Origin of the sequence: Desulfovibrio subterraneus (assembly GCF_013340285.1) — a bacterium.
In the GTDB taxonomy this organism is placed as follows: domain Bacteria; phylum Desulfobacterota; class Desulfovibrionia; order Desulfovibrionales; family Desulfovibrionaceae; genus Halodesulfovibrio; species Halodesulfovibrio subterraneus.
Genome location: NZ_BLVO01000016.1, coordinates 751,366 through 771,693, shown reverse-complemented (window position 1 = coordinate 771,693; position 20,328 = coordinate 751,366). Strand labels below are relative to the sequence as shown.

Below are 20,328 nucleotides of genomic sequence, written 5' to 3'. Positions count from 1 at the left end.
CATGACGACCAAAGACACAAGCAAACACCCCTGCTTCAACAAGGAAACGGCCGGCAGCTGCGGCCGCGTGCATCTGCCTGTAGCTCCCAAGTGCAACATCCAGTGCAACTACTGCAACCGCAAATACGACTGTGTGAACGAGTCGCGCCCCGGCGTTACCAGCGGCGTGCTGCAGCCCTTTCAGGCTGCAGAATACATGGATAAGGTGCTGGAAAAAGAACCGCGCATAACAGTTGCAGGTATTGCCGGTCCCGGCGATCCCTTTGCCAATCCTGCCGAAGTGCTGGAAACCATGCGCCTTATCAACAAAAAGCACCCGCACCTGCTCTTCTGCCTTTCCTCCAACGGCATGGGCATACTGCCGTATCTGGATGACATTGCAGAGCTTGGCGTATCGCATGTGACCATCACCATGTCGGCCGTCGATCCGGCCATAGGTGCCAAGATCTATTCATGGGTCAAGGACGGCAACGTGGTCTATCGCGGCGAAAAAGGCGCGGCCATACTACTTGACCGCCAGCTTGCCGCCATAAAGGGCCTCAAGGAGCGCGGCATCATCGTCAAGGTGAACTCCATTGTCATTCCCGGCGTCAACGACGACCATATCGTGGAAGTGGCCAAGGTTGCAGCCTCGTGGGGGGCGGACATTCAGAACATCATCCCCCTCAAGCCCACGGCGGATACGCCCTTTGCCGAACTGCCGGAACCCACGGGCGAACTCATTGTGCCGCTGCGCAAGGAAGCCAAGTGCTTCATTGACCAGATGACCCACTGCAAGCGCTGCCGCGCAGACGCGGTTGGTCTTCTCGGCGACGACCAGTCCGCATCGCTGTGCGGCACCCTGCAGGCATGTTCCAAGCTCAAGCCGCTGGAAGCGCTGAACGCACGCCCCTATGTGGCCATTGCCACCCGCGAGGGCATGCTCATCAACCAGCACCTCGGCGAGGCTCGCAGCTTCCAGATATGGGGACCGCGCGAAAGCGGCGGCTACCGTCTGGTGGATACCCGCACCGCACCGTCCGCAGGGTGCGGCCCGCAGCGCTGGACCCAGCTTGCCGCCCTGTTCAAGGACTGTCGCGCGGTTCTGGCCGCCGCCATGGGCGAAACGCCCCGCATGCTGCTGGAAGAACACGACATCAAGTGCCATGTGGTGAGCGGATTCATTGAAGATGCGCTGAAGGCGCTGTACGAGTCCGGCGATATGCGTCAGCTCGGGGGCCGCCGCGGCGGCATTGCAGGGGCCTGCTGCACCGGCACCGGTTCCAAATGCGGCTAAACAAGCTGCAGATCCAGACGAATAACAAAGGGGCAACGCACAGCGTTGCCCCTTTATTGTGCGAATACCCTGATGCAGTTACGTCTTCACACACATGGCCCGGAGAATCGTACCGCATTGCGGCACGACAGGCTCAGCTCCGTGCCAGTTCGTCAATCAGTTTCTGTAAATCACCACTACGCTCAGACAGCACCATGATCGCCTCAGCAGCCTCATCCATGGTTCTTGATGTCTCAGAAGATATACGGCTTATCTCCTCCGAACTTTGGGTGATCATTTCCACACTGGTGGACTGCTCTTCAGACGCTGCTGCAATGGCCTGAATCTGCGCCGAGGTAGCCTGTGCCAAATTCACGATCCCTGCCAGAGACTCGCCGGCCTTGTCGGCAAAGTCCGTGGCCTTGCCAATGGCACCTGCCACACTCTCCATAGATTCCATGCTGACCTTTGAACTACTCTGAATGGATGCAATAGCATCTCCCACCTGCTTGGTCGCCTGCATGGTTTTTTCAGCAAGCTTTCGCACTTCATCGGCTACTACGGCAAAGCCACGTCCCGCCTCTCCTGCACGGGCGGCTTCAATGGCTGCGTTCAGGGCAAGCAGGTTGGTCTGGTCAGCTATGTCATTGATAACAACCATTATCTGACCGATGCTGGCGGCACTTTCTCCCAGCATATCAAGATTTTGCTTCATCTCTATCGAAATGCGGTTCACCTCGTCTATGGTTGCAACCACGGAGCGCACGATGGCTTCGCCATCCAATGCCTGCTGCTGTGTCTCCTGCGCATTCGTTGCTGCCTCGGAGGCGTTTTTTGCCACATCAACAACCGTCAGATTCATTTCTTCCATGGCAGAGGTCGACTCATTGGCCCTCTCCATCTGCAACGTTGCCCCTGCCTGGGATTCGTTCACATGCCTGCCCATCTGCTCGGAAGCTTCAAAGAGGCTTTGAACAATTCCCTGCAACTTGGAAACCGCTTCCAATATACCTTCTCTCCTGGCGGCTTCTCCTCTACGACGAGCCTCTTCAGCCTCTTCAGAACTCTTGCGCGCATTTTCCGCAGCAAGCTCGGCTTCGCGGGACTTTTGCTCGGCATGCTCCAATGTTGTTTTCAGTTTACTGAGCATATGCCGCATGGCATCTGCCAACTGCCCGACCTCATCTTTCTGGTAGACCGACAATTCCGAACGTAAATTCCCCTCTGCGACGGCCTGTGCAAATACAACTCCGGCAGCAAGAGGCTTCGTCACACTTCTGCTAATCAACCATGAAAGCAGCAAGCCTATAAGAATGCCGCCGCATGAGAATGCCACCAACGAGGTTAATGCAACCTGGTACTTTTCCTCAGCGCCTTTGACATCATTCTCTATCTGCAAGGATGTCAGTTCTGTAAACTTGTCAATATACCCACGCATTTCCTCAAAGGCTTGCGAAGCTTCTTTCATAGAGAGGTCAAGAGCAAGTCGCCTGCCCTCACGGGTATCAGCTATACGCCCGTCCACAATCTGGCGGGAGAGCTTCGCCCAAGCCTCAAACGCGGTCTCGAATCCGGCAAAAAGCTCATCTGCATCACGCAGATCTGACAATGCTCTAAACTTGTCGATACGCTTTCGGGCTTGTTCAAGATTCGTTTCATAATCTTTCACAAGATCCTTAAACTCAGCTTGCTTGGTGTTGACGAAAATCATGCTTCTCTCAGCCACAAGCAATTGATGAAGGTCCCGGTCAGCCTCAAGCAAATAGCTTAATGCCGGAGTTCTGTTAGATGCAAAGCTCGTAAGAGCGGAATAGATGCTCTCTACTGAGGAATACGAAAGCAGAGCAGATGAGACCAGCAGTACCAACATCACTCCGAAGGAAGTTAACAGTCTGAATCCGATAGGAACATCGAGTAACTTAGACACGTCTCACACCTCGCTAGTACCCTCTGATTATTTCAGCGCGTCGACATTGATACCGAAGGTGATGGCACCTATAGCAACGCCTTCATTCATGACCGGAACGGATACCTGAACCAGATACGTCTGCGCGCTATCGTCAAACTCGACTTCATCCACGAAAGTGGCCCCGGCACCGCCATTAAAGGACTTCTGGAATTTCGCTTCGTCGCCTTGCCAGTAATCGGAGGTCTTATCTGTCTGGCATACGTTGGCACCCTGATTATCCATCACGAATATTTCAGAATAATACGGTTTTGCCTCCTGCATAGAGCGTAAGTGCTTTGCGCAGTCGTTTTCCATAAGCGCTTTCATGTAGTCCTTAAGGCCGGAATCGCCACGCCATTTCTCATCCATGGCTTTAATGTCAGCCAGACTCTTCCCTTCAGCATTCTGGGCTTTTACCGCGCCAACGATTATCGGGTCCTGTCCGTGAAGCGCCAACTCGCCATTCGCCAGATCGTAAACCGCCTTGGGAGCTTGCTCTCCTGCAAACGCAGTCAGGTTGAACGCCAATAACATGCCAGCAAGAATAACAAAAATACGTCGCATAAAGCCTCCTGCCATTTTGATGTGAACTGAAACGCATCACCAAGATAAATGCTTCCAATATTCAACATAGTACCGGAGGAATAACGATAAGGAATGATAACTGCGATTTTCACACAGCAAATGTAGGAGCATCTCTACTCCTGAGCCTATGAAGAGTGCTCTCTGCAGACAAACAGAGCGCGCATTCCGTGGTAGTCCGTGCCGAGCGGGAAGAACCCGACAGCCAGCTCACACAACGAAAAAGGCCATGCCTGCCCCTGACTGGATTATTGATGACGTTTTGACGCAACATCAAACCGGACAAGGACAATCCGCATGACCTTCAGCGGCAAGTAGCACGAAAAAAAGGAGTGGGGGGGAGTGTAAACGGAGGGAGTCAATCTTCAATCTGCACTGACGAGATGGCTTCTGACCATGCCCGACAGGAAAGTTCTGCAATCAAGCCATAGCAGCACGTTCCCGCTGCCAGCTTATCGCTGCCTGCGCAACCGTGCCCTGCCTTCGGCAATCATGCTTTCAAGACCGTATTTGTGCACACGGTAGCCCATCTGACGGGCGGAAAGCCCAAGCATTTCCGCTGCACGGTACTGCAGCCAGCCGCTGCGTTCCAGCGCGGATACAAGCTCCTTGCGCTCCACGTCCTTGAGGGTCTCTCCCTGCATCCGGCACTCGGTCTTCACCGGCGCTTCGGGCACTATCTCCGATTCCCGCAACGCCATGTGCGACTTGAGAAACTCAAGGCTTATGCGTTCGGAATCGGCCATGATGACCACCCGCTCGATCAGGTTCTGCATTTCGCGCACGTTGCCCGGCCAGTCGTACTGGATGAGCGCATCAAGCGCCGAGGGGGTGAAGTGCATCTTGCGGCCGTAATCGCGCTCCATCTTCTGCAGAAAATGGTTGAGCAGTCCGGTGATGTCGTCCCTGCGCTCCTTCAGAGCGGGAACGCGGATGGGAAACACGTTCAGCCGGTAGTACAGGTCGAGCCTGAACTGGCCCAGCTCCACAAGGCTTGCGAGATTTCTGTTGGTGGCCGTCAGCACGCGCACATCTATGGTTCTGGTACGGTTGCTGCCGAGCCGTTCCAGCTCTTTGTCCTGCAGCACGCGAAGCAGCTTGGCCTGCAGGCCGAGAGGCAGCTCGCCTATCTCGTCCAGAAAGATAGTGCCGCTGTGCGCTTCTTCAAACCGTCCGAGCCGGGTATTGGTGGCTCCGGTAAAGGCCCCTTTTTCGTGGCCGAACAACTCCGATTCCAGCAGCGTCTCCGGTATGGAGGCACAGTTCACCTTGATGAAAGGATACCCCTTACGCTCGGAAAGCTCATGGATAATGCGGGCGATGAGCGTTTTGCCCACGCCGGATTCACCAAGCAGCAGCACCGTGGCAGAGGTGGGGGCCACCTTTTCCAGTTGCCGCTGCACCTCGACCATGGGCGAACTTTGGCCCACGATATAGGGGCCGTTGCTCTTTCTGGCTATCTGGTATTTGAGCGAGGTGTTCTCGCGCTTGAGCACGGCCTCGCGTTCCATGACCTTGTTGTTCAGGCTGATGAACTGGCCGATAAGCGTTGCCACCACCTTGAGAAAATCGACGTCTTCCTCAAAGGCGATATCGTCCTCGAAAAGCCTGTCCACGTTCAGCACGCCGATGGGTTCGCCATGCAGAATAATGGGTACGCCGATGAAGGAGATCATGCCGCGCTGAATGCTGCGCGAGCCTGTCTTGTTCAGGAACAGCGGCTCCTTGTTGATGTCGGGAACAAAATAGGCTTCGCCGGTTCTGAATATGCGCCCGGTAACGCCTTCATCAAGGCGGTATACGCCGCGCAGCTTCTCTTCTTTGGTCAGCCCGTATGAGGCGCTTATCGACAGCTGCCCGTTTTCGGGATCATACAGCGTCACCGTGGCCCGCTGCATGCTCAGCCTGTCGGACATGATGCGGAGCACCCCATCCAGCGCAGACTCAAGGTCCAGCGCAATGTCGATGGTTTGGCAGATGGCTAGCAAAGCCGAAAGCTTCAGTCCGTGTACTGATGTGACCATGTTTTTATGGATGCAAGGCAGGTGCCACGCCGCACAATCCTATAACTTACCGTAAAATAAGCGTATTTTAAAAATCATATCAACCTTGGTTTTACAATAATGTTACTTTTCAACAATAGTGCCTGTAAATTGAGTTCGTTGCCGAACTGTACGATATTCTTGAAATTTACAAATTTGTTATTTAGGCGCGGAGACAGTCGGACAGACCCTGTTTTTATCGAAGAAATCCTCTTTGCAAGGTATGAATCCCTTCTCAAAGGATGAAAAACGCCTCTATCGCGCAGTGCGACAGAGGCGTTACGTTGTCCAGCATGGTGGCGGGCCTGTAATCGTCCGGCCCCCGTCCGGCCCATTTTGTCTGTCCGGCCTCTTCGGCCTCTTAGACCTGTCCGGAAGGAATATCAGGCAGAGATTCTGGAAAGGTCTCAGGCAATGGAGGTACCTATCTGCCAGATATGATACCCCGCAATCCCATCCTCATTTTCCGGAATGGCAGTCAGGGTATCCCCCGTAACACAACTGCACACAGGGGCGGAACCTGCCCGAACGGGAAGGCATGACAGCTCGATCACATAGGGCCGTGCATGAGGCGGGGAAAAAGAAAACAGCGCATCAAGAGGCGTTGCCGTGCAGCGGCATAATACAGTGCGGATGCAGCCCGCATGCGTGACGGCAAGGGCAGGGAGCGGACCGCTGGCCATGCGGGTCATGGCAGCCTGCATACGGGCGGCCACATCCCTGAAATTCTCGCCGCCTGGGGGACGGAATCCGGCCATATCCTGCCCGCGCAAGGCATAGGCTTGCGGAAAACGACTGCGGATATCCTCGAAGGCAAGGCCGTCCCACTCGCCGAGGTCTATCTCGTCCAGTTCCGGCAGAATGGTGGCCTGCGGCAGAGAAACCGGATTTTCCTGCCCTCTTTGACCATACTGGGGAGCAAGTGTATCCAGAGCGCGGCTTGCGGGGCTGGAATACACAGCGGCAAACGAACGAATGCCTTTGCCTCCTGACAGGCGGGCAAGCAAACAAGGCAAACTTTCCACCAGCGCTGCGGCCTGCCGCTGCCCTTCTTCCGAGAGTGCCAGCGGTGTGCGGCCTATGGCCCGCCCCTTGCCGCCCGTGGTGGCGGCATGACGCAGCAGGACTATGCAGTTTTCCATATTCCGCTCCGTTGCAGCAGGGCGTGCACATCAGTTCCAAGCTCCCGCTCCAGCAGGGCCAGCAGGGCCAGAGCCCGTTCCTTGCGGCCGCCAATGTCTGCCACGGCCTGCGCATCGTGCGCCCATTCGCGCAGGCGTTCGTCATACCGCTCCGCAATGGGCACCAGCCGTGTTCCCCGCACAAATTTATCCGCAAGCATTACCAGCTCACGTTCGCCAACCCTTTCCACAAAGGCTGGGTCAATATCCCTATGGGCCGCCACAATGCGTCCTGCCTCGGCAAACCCGTACCGCGCGAGAAAGAGCCCCCCTGCCCGTTCATGATGCTTTGCCCCCTTGCAGATGTCGTGCAGCAGGGCAGCCGCATACACCAGCGGCAAGTCTATGGCCGCAGGCACATCGCCGCGCACCGTATGCAGAGCCTCGGCCATGCACAGAGCCGCATCCGCCACGGCCTTGCCGTGCGCACGGGTATGCGGCAGAGTCTGGGCCAGATCAAGCAGCACCGCTGTTTCTGCCTCTGAAGGCACATTGCGGCTACTGTAGCGTTCGCGGACAGCCCCGTAGGCGTCCGGCGTATCCATATCTGCCAGAATACCCGCATCGACGACAGGCACATCGCACTCTGTTTCGCCCTGCACAGCAACCTGCTCAAGCACCGCACGAAGTCCGCCTTCGCCTGTATGGCGCAAAGCCGCCTCCGCAACGTCCCGCCTGAGAAGCGGCGGATGCCCGCGCTCTCCGTCAAAGGTGGGATAGGTCACGGCATCGTGGCGCGCGGCAAAGGATTCCGTCAACAACGCGCATGTCTCCGGACGGACAAGCGGAATATCGACGGGCAGAACGAACAGCGCATCCAGAGAAAAATCAGGAAGGAAATCGTGACCGGAGTCGCCCGACGCACCTGAATCAGCTGCTCCACAGGAATATGGCAACTGATCCCCATGCTGCGTCAAAGCCCGTATCCCAACACACACCGAAGAAAACATGCCGGAAGCGGCATCAGGGTTATGCACCACGGGCAGGCCAAGGCGCACGGCCTCCGCACGTACGGCTGCTTCGTGGAAGCCTGTAACCACCACAACGGGTCCATTACAGCCGCCTTGTAGTGCCTGCAACGCAGCCTGCAGCACAGTCGGTTCCGCACAGTCACCCAGCGGCAGCACCGCCTTGCAGCGGCCCATGCGGGATGCCTCGCCGGCAGCGAGAATAATCCCCCCTATGCGGCACTGCTCCAGAAGCTCGGCAGGCACGGGTGGCTCGGAAAACATGCGCGCGCAGCCATGCCCCTGCCTCAGCCGGTTATCGCCGGACAGACTCTGGCCAAATTGATTTTGACCAAATTGGTTCTGGCCAGACTGGCTGCAGCCCGATTGTTGGCAGTGTCCTGTGCAGGCGTGCGGATCGCCGCCATGGGAGTGCTTGCTTCGTTCGTCCGTCATGTCAGTATCGATGAATTACTATTCTGCAGCGCGGCACTGGATGAGTTCCGCCACAATGCTCACGGCGATCTCCTCCGGCGTCTGCGCCTGAATGGAAAGCCCGATGGGGCAATGGCAACGGGCTATGGCACCTTCGGATACCCCCCGCTGCCGCAGCACATCATACAAGGCATCGCGCTTGCGGCGGCTGCCTATCATGCCCACATAGCGTGCAGGAGTTTTCAGCGCCTGTTCCAGCACGGTTCTGTCGTGCATGTGGCCGCGCGTCATGATCACCAGAAAGTCGTTGGGCGTGACGTGCAAGCCTGCAAAGGCACTTTCAAAATCCGGCAACATGCGGACATCGGAATCAGGAAACCGCTCATGGCAGGCAAACTCGGCCCTGTCATCCAGCACGGTCACGGCAAAACCGACAGTGCGGGCAAGCCGGGCCGTGGGAAGGGCCACATGCCCGCCACCGAAAATATACAGCCGAGCGCAGGGCGAAAAGCCTTCTGTGAAGCGGCATCCGGCTTCGTGGCAGTCCAGTCCGGCCTCCATGTCCCGCAGCGAGGCATCACCGCCGGAAATGCTTACCGCATGACCGACGGGGCGCATGTAGTTCAACTCTTCCCTGCTGTCCATTGCCGCCTGTTCCGCCTGTCCCGCCTGTTCCGCCTGTCCCGCCTGTTCCGCCTGTCCCGCCTGTTCCGCCTGTCCCGCTGCCGCAAGCCATGCATACTCCGTCAGAAGGCGACAGGTGCTGCCCTTCTCAAGATGCTGAATAACGGAGCGCAGTGCCTGCAATCCTTGCATATCCTGACTATTCCCGCTGCGACCGAACCGTTCCGCCACCACTGTCAGCCTGCCGCCGCAGACCATGGCAGCTTTGGCAGCCTCTTCATTGGTCAGGTCAAAGGAGCGCACGGCCGCTGCGGGGCTGCCGTCTTTGAGCAGGGCTCGGCCAAGCTCTATGCAGTTGGCCTCCATGAGTCCGCCGCCCACGGTGCCTATGATGGAGCCATCTGCCCGCACAGCCATCTTGGCGCCGCTTTCACGCGGGGTGGAGCCTGATTGCAGGGCGATGGTAACAATGGCGATATCTTCGCCCGCTTCGAGCAGCGAGCACACTTCCGACAGAAAGGTGATCATGAACGACTCTCCGGTACTGTTTCTGAAAGTGAGGAAGCGGCAAGACGCCGTATGCGCCGTTTGGCGTGATTCATGGACATATCCTTCGCCGGAGTGCAGCTCATGTCCAGCAGCACTCCGCCCTGTGTCAGCAGACTGCCCAGAACGGGCGATGCCAGCAGACGCTGCGCGGCCTCGGCCCGCAGCACATCCGGCGCGACTCCGGCGGCATGAAACAGTTCAATACTCAGCACCGGTACGACGCATTCTTCGACCAATTCCGGTGCAGAGTGGCCTGCCGTATTCTTCGTCGTATATCCGGGCGGCTCGTGCCATCCGGCCTCATACTCCGCGAGGCCATACAGGGGCAGCAGAGCCTCATCAAGATCGATAAGCCGCAGCGTCCCTTCGGTTCCGATTCCGTTGCCGGTGTCAGTGCCAATGTCGGTGACGGTTACGGAACCGGTTCCGCCCGCAGGCAACACAATATCGTCCTGCAGCCGGCCGGGGGTGCGGTCCATCCTGCGCAGCGGGCTGCCGCAGGGGCAGGGGCCGCACAAAATACGCCCGTAATCGCCGGTGCGGTACCGCACCAGCGGCATGGCCGTGCGGCACAGGGTGGTAACCACAATTTCTCCCCATGTTCCGTCCGGTACGAGGCTACCTGTTTCGGGATCGGCCACTTCCACCAGCAAGTCCGTCTCGCGCAGGTGCATGCCCCTGCCTTCAGCACAGGCAAGCGCGCCGCCCAGTCCGGTTTCGGTCATGCCCCAATGCGAGAGCACGCGGCAGCCCAGAATATCGTGCAGCAGATCAACCACCGCTTCAGGTATGGCGTCCCAGCACAAAAGCACCGTATGGATGAGACCGGCCGGATAGCCCAGCGACTTCCAGCCGAGGGCAAAGGCGCGCAGGTGCATGGGGGAGCCCACAACCACGTTCACCCATTCCTCCATGGCCTGCACGGCAAGGGCCTCGGCCCCGCGCGTCATGCTGCCGGAAAGCGGCCGCGCACCCATGTTGATCACGGATTGCGCCAGCAGACGCCCCACGCTTGAAGGGCGCTCGTCCGGCAGCAGCGCCATGACCGTATCTCCGGCGCAGGCCACGGCCTGCATGCCCGTGGTGAAAAATTCCGTCGTACGCCACAGATCATCCTGTCCGAAGAAAATGCGCTTGGGCCTGCCCGATGTTCCCGATGTATCCAGCGTGACCACGCGGGCAATCTCGTCCTGCGAGACGCAGACCATGTCCGCGCCGAAGTTGCGGATGTCGTCCGCTGTCGAACGCGGCAACATGGCAAGATCGGCCGGAGTGCGGAAGAAACCGGCATCCATGCCCTTCAGACGGGCTGCGTAATACGGACTATGCGTAGCGGCGTGTTGCAGGGTTTCTCGCAGGCGTTCCATCTGCCACGCTTCCACGGCCTGCCGGTCGGGAAGGTCGGGAAGGTCGGGAATGCCCGCCGGTGTTTCACCGGAAGCCGAAGCCACGCCCATGCGCCGCATGAGGATGCGATCCATGGGAAAGACCTCCCAGTGCGGGATGCGACCCCGGTAGAAGCTCTGCCCGCCCCCTGCACCATCCCCAGCACCGGTTCCAGTACCGAGTCCTTTACTCGTCATGACGCCCTCCTGCGCAGGGGGGTACCGTCTGCTGCCGTGCAGTTCCACGAACAGAAGGGAACAAGGCGTCCGTCGGGTGCGCTCACATGGATGCAGCACCCCTGCAGGCGCTCAAGGTCCAGATTCCATGCATCCTGAAAGGCCATGGCTGATATGGCCAGCACGTGCGTGGCGGCACGCCGGACAAAGGCATCCAGATCATTGGTGCCTTGGCCTGCGGTTCCGGCGGCATCGCTTCCGGCACCGGCATGCTGCTCGCACAGTCGGGCAAGAAAGACTTCCGGATCACTGTCTTTTCCCTGCTGAAAGGCGGCCACATGCAGCGCTTCGGGAATCTGCAGGTTCTGCTCGCTCTGAGCGGAGCCAAGGCTGGGGGATTCTCCTGATGCACTGGCAGCCGGAGCCGCCCATTGCCGCTTCACGAATGCCTTGGCCGCATCGGCGCCCTCACTTGCGGGGGCAGCCTCGCAGGAACAGGCCTTGCGCTGCACGGAGAGCCGCTGCAGTCTGCCATTTTCATGCACCAGATAGTTGGCATGGAACGAACACAGCGCATGTTCGCAGCCGGGGGGAAGAAAATCAGCCGCCGCGACAAGACCACCCGTCTGTTCTTCCAGTCCGCGCATGATTTCTGGCAATGTGATACGGGCCTGCGGCAGAGGTCCTTTCTGCCAGCTTTGGCCGTTCTGACCATCCTGCTGTTCCGAATGCGGGAACCGCCCGAAGTGGCTCACCGGCTGAAAATGCACGCCGCGCACCACGGGTGAAAAGGCCGCAGCCACGCGCAGCAGCGCCCCCACATTGTCCGCGTTAACGCCCGGAACAACAGTGGGTACCAGCACCACGCCTATGCCAGCCTCGCCAAGGTGATGTATGGCGCGCAGCTTGTCTGCAAGCAGGGGCGCACCGCGCAGTGCTCTGTAGATATCGTTGGTGGTGCCGTCGAACTGCAGAAACACGGAATCGAGTCCGGCTTCTGCCAAGGCGTTTGCATAGCCGCTTTCGCGGGCAATGCGCAGGCCGTTGGTATTCAGCTGCACAAAGGGGAACAGTTCCTTGGCTGCCGATATGATGGCCGGAAGATCGTTCCGCATGGTGGGTTCGCCGCCCGAAAGCTGCACATTGCAGGGTCCTGCGGCAGCGCGTGCCTTGCGAAGCTGCTCTGTCAGCTGCGGCAGGTCCGGATCATCCGCGACACTTCCCGTTCCGGCAGACGCAAAGCAGTAGGTGCAGGCAAGATTGCAGCGGGCCGTCACCTCAAGAAGCACCGTGCAGGTGTGCTGGCGGTGCTGCGCGCACAGCCCGCAGTCGTAGGGACACCCCTTATCCGGGGCATTCTGCGGTGCGGGCGGGGTGGGCAGCTTGGGCTTGCGCCATGAGGTGATGGAAGGCTCACCGCGCCACACGGGCGTGCGAAAGGTGCCGTGTTCCGGACAGCGCTTGACCAGATAGACCGTCTGCCCCCCCTCTTCTGCAACGGCTTCGTGCCGAGCGCCTATACGGGCGAGGCAGACAGGGCAGAGGCTCAGGCGGTCATTGTGCGAAAAAGGATCGGGAAACATCTCAGGCATGATCGCCCTTGCCTGTCATGGGGTCCATGCCGTTTTCCACCAGAATCTCCATGATGCGGGCATATGCGCCGGAAAGCAGCGTGCCGCAGCGTGAAGGGTCCGGAGTGCGGCAGTCGCCGCCCGCTATGCTGCCGCAGGATATGCCGCCATATCCGGCAACGGCCCCGGCAAACCAGTCGCGGAAGGATTCCAGCATCAGCGGGAGCCTGTCGTCCGCTACATCATCATCGGTTCCCTTGCCGGAGTACATGCCGAGAAGGCATACGCCTCCGGTCAGCACTCCGCAGGGGCCGTCACAGTCGCCCATGCCGTGGCACAGGCCCGCCATGGCCCGCACAAGGTCGGGGTTTTCACGTCCCATGCCTTCAAGTGCAAGCAGAATCAGTATCTGGCTGCAGCAGTAGCCCTGTCCGGCAAGCTGCATCATCCGCAGGGAAGTCCGGTCGATCATCTCGCCTCCCGATAGTAAGAGTGTCTCCGGTGCAGGCACGAAGCCGGAAGCCCGGCCCGTCGTCATGTCCGGCACAGACGTGTCGCCAGGTTCTTTCGCCAGGCCCTTTCGTCAGGTCTGTCGTCGGGTCCTGTCGTCGGGTCTGGCCTCCAGTCTGTCGGCAATCATCAAAAAATATCCCGCAGTTCCGCTTCCGGCAGAAGGAGGACACAGCGGTTCACCCGCCATGACCAGCCGTGCTGCCAGTTCTCCAAGCAGATCGGAATGATCTTCAAATACCCGTAGCGCAAAACCGGCCTGCCGCAAATGCGCTTCCACAGCAGCTCTGTCGGCACCCCAGCCAAGACAGCTCTGCCCTACACAGTTTCCCGTAGCACAGCCCCCTTTACTACTGATTCCCTGTTGTGCGGCATCCACGCCTGCGGACGGCTTATGACGGTAATACAAATCGCTCACGGCAAGCACGCCTCCCGGCTCAAGCAGGGCATGAAAGGCACGCAGCGCGCCCTGCGTATCGGGCAACAGGGAAAGCACACACTCGCACAGCACCATCCGGAAACTGCCGTTCATAAAAGGCGGATTGGCCGCATCGCCCACGGCAAGCGGCAGCCTGACCGGAGCTGCGGCACCGGCCTGCGAGAGCGCGGCATCCACGCCCACGGCCTTTGCCCCGTACCGCTGACGCAGGCGCAGGACAGAAGCCCCCTGTCCGCAGCCCATGTCTGCAATACGCCAGCCGGGCAATACTCCGGCCAGCTCGGCAATATGGTCGGTCAGCGCAAGCCCGCCGGGACGAAATATGCCTCCGGCTACAGACCGCATGGCCGGACGCGCCCACAAGGGCAACACCTGCACCGGCTCACCGTCCGTGCCGTGCTTCTGTGCGCCAGTCTCGCCAGTCTCGCCAATCGCAGCAGTCACGCCAGCCGCAGCAGTCACGCCAGCCGCTGACATGTCAGGGGCAGGCACAGCAGAAGCGGCATGCAAAGTGCGGTGCGTCACAACATCCTCACTTGTCTTCCAGCAGGCGCTCCACGTCCGCCATCTTGCCCAGCGCCAGTTCCTCGGGAATGAGCACCATGCCGCATGCAACGCAGCAGGGCAGTTCCACATTGAACAGGCTTTCCATATATTCCAGTTCTACAGGGGCGGGTTGCAGCGGCTGGCCGCATCCCGCGCAAACCCATTCGGAATAATCCTTATCCAGAACTTTCATGGTGCTCATTATGCGGCTCCCTGTTTCGATGGAAAAATGCGCATGCGGTGACACCACGTATTGTGCACGCGGTATGCGCCGTCCCCTTCCAAGGTAAATTCCACCCAATAGGTCACGATTGTTGGCCGGAACATGGCCAGCCTGCGCCCCTTGGATGCGGAATCGCTGACATTTTCAAGCCAGCCGCCGCCCTGCTCCATGTGGAACAGCACCTTGCGCACATCGGAATCGAGTATGCGCCGTGATTCCATGGTCTTTCGCGCCTCATCGGTGTAGCTGACGCGCACATTCTCCCACGGTGCAGGTGTGCGGGCCGTCTCGCCCTGACACTCCGGAACAAGCCGCTCCCTGAGACGGATGCGGTTCTCGCGCCGCTCTGAATAGGAAGGAGCAGGCCCCGCATAGGGCAATGCTCCCTGCCGGGGACCACAGCAGACACGGGCCTGCGCCTCTGCCGGGGGCAGGAGCAGGTCGAGCAGGTGCATGATGCGCTTGCCCGATTTGGCAAGCATATCGCGGCACATGGCACAATAGGTTACGGCATCGGCAACGGGTCCGTCACCGGAAGCGGCTGATAGCCTCGCTGCCCTGCCGTCCCGTATCTTGCTGCCAAGGTCAGGATTGGCGCTTTCCGAAAGACCGCCGAAGCCGCAGCATTCCGTATGCTCGCCCGTAAGCTCGGGCTCTTTGACGGTTATGGAACGTTTCGCCAGCAACGTGCGCACGGCACTGCGCAAGGCAGCATCGTCACGGGTATTGCAGGGGTCGTGCAGCACAAGCTCGGTCCCGTGCGGTACAGGCGATGCGGGAAGGGTGGTGTTGCCGTAAATTGTATTATCTGAAGACGCTGCAAGCGTATCGGCAAGCACCTCCCACAGGGTCGTTATCACAGCCTGCGGCATCGCTTTTCGCAGCATGTCCGTGCAGGTGGGGCAGGCTGCAATGATCGGCGGGCTGCCGAGCTTCTCCCATCTGCCGCGCACCTCTTTCACCACCGCGGCGTGCATATCGGGGCGTCCTGCCCAATGTGCCGGCGCACCGCAGCAATGCAGCAGCAAACCCACCCCGCCCTTGTCGGCTGGCAGGCTTTCGCGCAGCCACTGCCATGTGCGCTCCACAGCGTCAGGCATGGATGCGGTCAGCTGGCAACCGGGGAAAAAGAGCCACGCGCTGGCAGACGTTCCCGGTGCGTGCGAGGCGATCACACAATCATCGCCATTGGCGAACTGCATATCGCGCAGAGCAAATTCATGCGCAGAGGGCGGCATCTTGCCACGTTTCACCATGCCCCGCCGCGACTGCAGACATAGCGCCCCCATATCGAATCCTTCAGGACACAGGGATGCGCACAACCCGCACATCATGCATGAGTTGATCATGGTGTTGGCCTGCCGCGTGCCCATGACAATGGATTCATTATTATAGATGCGGCGGGTATATTGCTTGGGATAACTGCCATACTCCGCGAGGTAGGCACAGTTCTTCACGCACTCCATGCACTCGCATTGCAGACAGCGGGCAGCCTCTTCTGTTGCCTGCGCAGGCGAATAGCCTTCGGCAGGCACCGGAACCGGCGGCTCGGGGGCAACCTTTGCAATATTGGTGAACAGACGGGTTTCGAACACGCCCTCGCGCTCTCTTCCCGCAGCAAGGCTGGCGTTCTGGAACAGGCGGTCCATGGAAATGGCTGCCCTGCGGCCCAGTGCGGCAAGCTGTACGGGCGATGCCGGACCGGATAACGGCATTGCCGCAAAAACACCGCTGCGCACCGTACCCAGTGTCACCTGATCGGGCGGCACATCGCCGCCGTGCAGCAGGTGATACACATCCGGCGCAATGAACACTGCCCGCCCTTCTGCCATGGCGGCATCCACCATCTCTGCGGAAAGGGCATCCTGCTCATGCAGGACAACGCCCTGCCTGTTCAGAGTGCCGAGTTCCTTTTCAAAATGCTGTTGCAGGTCCGCCGCCAGCTCGGGGGCCACATGACCATACAACCGGGAAGGCAGTTCAGCAGTGCTGCAAGGACAGTACAGAACCACCTCAACGCCCTTGCGGGAAAGGTCCCACACCGCTGTCAGTGCGGCCATATCGCTGCCGAACACGGTTGCAGTGCGTCCCTTGGAAGGGGGAACCGGTAATACCGGTGTTCGCGATGCGCCATCGGCGCACGCCCTTTCCAGCGCGCCCACCTCTACGGCACCACCCGCCTCGCCGCGCAGGCAGGCGTTTTTGCAGGGGGCATCGCATATCCGCGCCATAACGGATGGCAGCGGCAGCGAGCGGCACAGGGTGGCCCATGCCTGATCCACCTTTCCGTCCGCCATACGGGTACAGAATTCTCGCACATCCACATGCAGGGGGCAGGCTGCGCGGCAGCGCGGCGGCTCTTCCTGCGTACATCGGGCTTCCCAGCTTCGAAGTTCGGCTTGTTCCATCGTGCAGGTCTCCGAAAGAATGCGGGAAGCGCATGACAAAGCCGCCCGCAAGAAATCGACATCAATTCAGGTGTAATTTGATTGTCATTTTACTGTGTTCCCCTGTACTTAGCCATGCCCCTTACCATCACCCCCAGCCCACCCGGCAAGTCCCACTTCAGGGACGGGACTGCCCGCCGCAGACTGTTTTCTCCGACTTACGGCATTCTTATGTCTTTGGCGACATATTAAGTCAACCGCCGGAAGCCCCCGGTGCGCGCTGTGCACCAGCATGTTGCTTTGCCTGTCTGAACGGCACGCAGCCCGGTGGCATGGCAGCCACAATGCTGATCCACGTCGGAAATTATGCCTTTTACGGTGCCATAAGCATCTTCCGCATATGGGTGCTCTCACCCCTTATCGGGCGCATTCATATGCTCCATGAAGTGTAGAGAGGGGAGGGAATGGGGGGGGCTGACGGGAGTTTCAGTTTTCGTAAGTTCCGAAAAGTTGGAAGAGGCGGCAAAGAAAAAGCTGCCCACCTGGGGCAGCCTTAATTATCTCATTGCCACATTCTAAAACAATTAAAAACAAGCCCTTGTGCAACTTACAGAACGTCAATTCTTCCGCAAGAAAACTGCACCAAATCACCAACCTTAAATCCACACCCCAAATCAACATCAACCTCAACCCTCACATCACTACCAACAACAACATCTCTTATCCCATCAACAACCCCTCTAACAATGCATGATCCACATTATTCATAAATATACCACATCTACCAGCCGTGACAGCTACATTGCCTACAGACATACAATAAAGCCCATCGACAACATTATCTGAAATACAATAGCTACATGGATGGCAAAACACAACGAACTCGCCAACGCACGAATCAACGTGCATAAAAGCTTCTTTACCTTCTAGGGAAAGCCAATCTATATATACAATTTTCACAATCAATCACCAATATCATAGCAACTCATTCGATAGGCTGCCACCAACAATCATAGCAGCACCTTCAGATGACAACATATCTCCTACAGACTTATAACGCAATAAGCAATTAAAACAAGAATAAACACTAAAAATGTCATATTGACACGAGCTATCTATATCAAATAAGTCAACAACCTCCTCATAAAATCTCACAAGATCATTAAAATAATACTCTTGCTTTTCGCTGACACAATAGCCTGCAGCGAACAATAGATTACTTTTTAGAGACGAAACACCATTAACAACAGCTTTAGAAACAACTTTTGACAAGTACAATTTTGAATATTTATTGCAAAGTATCTCTAAGGCAACTTCAAACCCATTGCCTTTCACACCCTAACACGCTGTCCGCATACGCTTCAGCATTTTGCACATTTATAAAACCAATACTCGACAAATATACAGCACATCCCAATATTAAAACCATGACTTGATAATCATTCACATAGCAATCTATTTACGCGCATCTGTGATTCCAGCTTCCATTACTCTAAAGATCAATACCGTTTTCATCAGCTATTGTTCGAAACTTTAAGCCTATTTCTATTATTTGCTCTTTAGTAAAACGGCAATACGTTGGAAGTGATTCCTCAGGCACATTGAGTAACAATGCATAACCACAAGCAATCAGATACCTCAATTCATCATCAGTAACTTCAATGTTTATCATAATAAATTTCCATATTTTTAAAATATAAATACCATACAACACATTCGCTTATACAGCCAAATCTTACACAACACCAACAATATTACATACGAAAACAAGTCAATTACAAAAAAACTAAATCAATCCTATCGACAACAATTTCAACCAATTTTCCATCATACATTCCAAACCAAGACTTAAAATATTCATCACAAAATTTGATACCAGAGCACACACAACCATTAACACAGTGTCCAACAATCAAATGCTTATAGTATGAAACATTATACACTCCAACACTTTTACTTGATATATTCATATCTATGTCATCATTAAAAAACAACGACATCTCCACATTATACACTTCCCCTTCGACAATATCGTATGGAGTATAAGCACAAAAGCATCGCAACACGCATCCATCAATATTTATTGACAAATCATCCTCATCATTATTGTCAATTGAAACAATCTTAGCAGTATATATCACCAGCACACTCCATCTCATAACACCTAGGCACCAACGCCATACTCTTAATTACCATACAACACAAAATTGACTGGTCAATTTAACACCCCAACAACATACGAGCAAAGTAATACAGAACAATAAAACAGATCAGAAAATCTATAAGAAACAAAGCGAAGCATTTACTTACGAAGACACATACTACGTTTCTACATAGCGTTCAACCAAACGCAAACATTCACATTTAACAGTTACCGTACCAAGACTCTCTTCCCCATCAAAAAATTCACACTCATAAGCATTTCCATTATCAAAAACCATTAAGACAGCACCACTAGTCCCAGCAGGGATTCCTTCTACGCACCTCACCAGAACAACAGAATCATATTCATTAATCATACTACCCTCCTTTTGACGGGGACACAGGCCAAACATCTAATCAGACAGGCCATCCAGCTGAGACTGAGACATCTCCAGCAAGCACGCCGCATCTTTGAGGCGAGCCCTATGCCCATCAGAAAGCTCAATGTTGTATTCAAAAATTTGAGAGCACAAAATCTCCAACGCCACTCCAACTTCGCTATGGGCAATTAGATCATCAACTATTAGCACCGTATTGTCAGGGAATTCATCTCCGACTTGACCGAGAACAGTCCTAATGATGAGTTCCGCCATCTCTATTTTTTCCATCTCATTGCCCTTATTTCTTAAGAATGTCCCACCACCCTACTCAAGGCAATAATCAAACCGTTCGCTCAAGCCAAACCGCTCGTCTTGCTTTTTAACCCGTTCCAACACATTGATTATTTCTTCAAACTTATCAACCAGATACTCCGTTGATTCGTTTGAGCAAATCCATCGCAGGAGAATAGGTCTTTCTATGTTTGCGCTAAGCAAATCCCAAAGTGCGTCAAGATTGTAGCCATAATAGGCCTCCACACCAAGCACTACTGCAAGCTCATGATGAAAATCCGACTCACTCTGCAACATGCTGCCTTCAATCAAGATATCCATGCGCCTAACCACCTATTAAATTTTCAAAGCTTAGCCCCACGCATATACTTTCATCATAATATTCTCCGCTTATCAAGTAGTTACGCCATAGCATATCCGCGCAGCATGTTAATTCATCGGCACCACGTTCAGACCCCTTTTCCATTCTGATCTTCTGCATATCGCGCAGCACATAGGGAGCTGACCCCCTCCGGTTGCTGCACCATGGATGGATGCCACGCAGATGAAACCACTACAAAGGTATCCTTGTATCTTCCGGTATACAGATACATCTCGAAATTCGAGGCTTCGCCTTTCAGGTGGGTCAGACGGTGATCATCCGCCGCCTCAACAACCTGCACCGTGAGGGCTGAATCTTTTACAGCCCGTAAAAGACCATGACAGCTCCGCAGA

Annotated in this window: 19 protein-coding genes; 1 reads left to right on the top strand and 18 read right to left on the bottom strand. The window is 56.3% G+C overall.

Translation table 11 applies throughout. The features are described from left to right. The first annotated feature begins 1 nt into the window (after nucleotide 1). Nucleotides 2–1,276 carry a radical SAM protein gene (locus HUV30_RS17655; protein ID WP_174406814.1) on the top strand — a complete coding sequence of 425 codons (1,275 nt, stop codon included), beginning with the start codon at nucleotides 2–4 and terminating at the stop codon, nucleotides 1,274–1,276. Nucleotides 1,277–1,409: 133 nt separating this feature from the next. Here the strand turns inward: HUV30_RS17655 and HUV30_RS17650 are convergent, their stop codons facing one another. From HUV30_RS17650 to HUV30_RS17565, 18 genes are all read right to left on the bottom strand, one after another. Beyond that, nucleotides 1,410–3,182 carry a methyl-accepting chemotaxis protein gene (locus HUV30_RS17650; RefSeq protein ID WP_174406813.1) on the bottom strand — a complete coding sequence of 591 codons (1,773 nt, stop codon included), beginning with the start codon at nucleotides 3,180–3,182 and terminating at the stop codon, nucleotides 1,410–1,412. Between the two features lie 27 nt (nucleotides 3,183–3,209). Further along, nucleotides 3,210–3,767: a PDC sensor domain-containing protein gene (locus HUV30_RS17645; protein ID WP_174406812.1), complete on the bottom strand. Its 558-nt coding sequence runs from the start codon at nucleotides 3,765–3,767 to the stop codon at nucleotides 3,210–3,212. Between the two features lie 470 nt (nucleotides 3,768–4,237). After that, on the bottom strand, nucleotides 4,238–5,809 hold the full coding sequence (locus HUV30_RS17640) for a sigma 54-interacting transcriptional regulator (RefSeq protein ID WP_174406811.1): 1,572 nt from the start codon (nucleotides 5,807–5,809) through the stop codon (nucleotides 4,238–4,240). A 425-nt stretch (nucleotides 5,810–6,234) separates the two neighbouring features. Then, nucleotides 6,235–6,969 carry a histidine phosphatase family protein gene (locus tag HUV30_RS17635; RefSeq protein ID WP_174406810.1) on the bottom strand — a complete coding sequence of 245 codons (735 nt, stop codon included), beginning with the start codon at nucleotides 6,967–6,969 and terminating at the stop codon, nucleotides 6,235–6,237. Beyond that, nucleotides 6,954–8,240 carry an NTP transferase domain-containing protein gene (locus HUV30_RS17630; RefSeq protein WP_174406809.1) on the bottom strand — a complete coding sequence of 429 codons (1,287 nt, stop codon included), beginning with the start codon at nucleotides 8,238–8,240 and terminating at the stop codon, nucleotides 6,954–6,956. Before HUV30_RS17630 ends, HUV30_RS17635 begins: the two co-directional genes overlap by 16 nt. A 189-nt stretch (nucleotides 8,241–8,429) precedes the next feature. Beyond that, on the bottom strand, nucleotides 8,430–9,542 hold the full coding sequence (locus HUV30_RS17625; RefSeq protein ID WP_174406808.1) for an XdhC family aldehyde oxidoreductase maturation factor: 1,113 nt from the start codon (nucleotides 9,540–9,542) through the stop codon (nucleotides 8,430–8,432). Continuing rightward, nucleotides 9,539–11,146 (bottom strand): DVU_1553 family AMP-dependent CoA ligase, encoded by a 1,608-nt coding sequence (locus HUV30_RS17620; RefSeq protein ID WP_174406807.1) that lies wholly within the window; start codon nucleotides 11,144–11,146, stop codon nucleotides 9,539–9,541. The genes HUV30_RS17625 and HUV30_RS17620 overlap by 4 nt, the downstream gene beginning before the upstream one ends. After that, nucleotides 11,143–12,708, bottom strand: coding sequence for a radical SAM (seleno)protein TrsS (gene trsS / locus HUV30_RS17615; RefSeq protein WP_373869343.1), 1,566 nt, complete (start codon nucleotides 12,706–12,708; stop codon nucleotides 11,143–11,145). Before trsS ends, HUV30_RS17620 begins: the two co-directional genes overlap by 4 nt. A 1-nt stretch (nucleotide 12,709) precedes the next feature. Then, nucleotides 12,710–13,168: a DVU_1555 family C-GCAxxG-C-C protein gene (locus HUV30_RS17610; protein ID WP_174406805.1), complete on the bottom strand. Its 459-nt coding sequence runs from the start codon at nucleotides 13,166–13,168 to the stop codon at nucleotides 12,710–12,712. A 111-nt stretch (nucleotides 13,169–13,279) separates the two neighbouring features. Further along, the gene (trsM, locus tag HUV30_RS17605) at nucleotides 13,280–14,170 is read right to left on the bottom strand and encodes a DVU_1556 family methyltransferase (protein ID WP_174406804.1); all 891 of its coding nucleotides are present in this window, start codon (nucleotides 14,168–14,170) and stop codon (nucleotides 13,280–13,282) included. A 7-nt stretch (nucleotides 14,171–14,177) separates the two neighbouring features. Further along, nucleotides 14,178–14,393, bottom strand: coding sequence for a DVU_1557 family redox protein (locus tag HUV30_RS17600; RefSeq protein ID WP_174406803.1), 216 nt, complete (start codon nucleotides 14,391–14,393; stop codon nucleotides 14,178–14,180). Continuing rightward, complete coding sequence (locus HUV30_RS17595; RefSeq protein WP_174406802.1) at nucleotides 14,393–16,822, bottom strand: pyridine nucleotide-disulfide oxidoreductase/dicluster-binding protein; 2,430 nt, start codon at nucleotides 16,820–16,822, stop codon at nucleotides 14,393–14,395. The genes HUV30_RS17600 and HUV30_RS17595 overlap by 1 nt, the downstream gene beginning before the upstream one ends. A 954-nt stretch (nucleotides 16,823–17,776) precedes the next feature. Beyond that, a complete protein-coding gene (locus HUV30_RS17590) occupies nucleotides 17,777–18,136 on the bottom strand; it encodes a hypothetical protein (RefSeq protein WP_174406801.1) in 360 nt (119 codons plus the stop codon). A gap of 157 nt (nucleotides 18,137–18,293) precedes the next feature. Next, on the bottom strand, nucleotides 18,294–18,473 hold the full coding sequence (locus HUV30_RS17585) for a hypothetical protein (protein ID WP_174406800.1): 180 nt from the start codon (nucleotides 18,471–18,473) through the stop codon (nucleotides 18,294–18,296). 103 nt (nucleotides 18,474–18,576) lie between these two features. Then, nucleotides 18,577–18,948 (bottom strand): UCP019853 family protein, encoded by a 372-nt coding sequence (locus HUV30_RS17580; RefSeq protein WP_174406799.1) that lies wholly within the window; start codon nucleotides 18,946–18,948, stop codon nucleotides 18,577–18,579. 174 nt (nucleotides 18,949–19,122) lie between these two features. Further along, complete coding sequence (locus tag HUV30_RS17575) at nucleotides 19,123–19,320, bottom strand: DUF4926 domain-containing protein (protein WP_174406798.1); 198 nt, start codon at nucleotides 19,318–19,320, stop codon at nucleotides 19,123–19,125. A 36-nt stretch (nucleotides 19,321–19,356) separates the two neighbouring features. Continuing rightward, a complete protein-coding gene (locus tag HUV30_RS17570) occupies nucleotides 19,357–19,611 on the bottom strand; it encodes a MafI family immunity protein (protein ID WP_174406797.1) in 255 nt (84 codons plus the stop codon). A 36-nt stretch (nucleotides 19,612–19,647) separates the two neighbouring features. Further along, complete coding sequence (locus HUV30_RS17565; protein ID WP_174406796.1) at nucleotides 19,648–19,935, bottom strand: barstar family protein; 288 nt, start codon at nucleotides 19,933–19,935, stop codon at nucleotides 19,648–19,650. Between the last annotated feature and the right edge of the window lie 393 nt (nucleotides 19,936–20,328).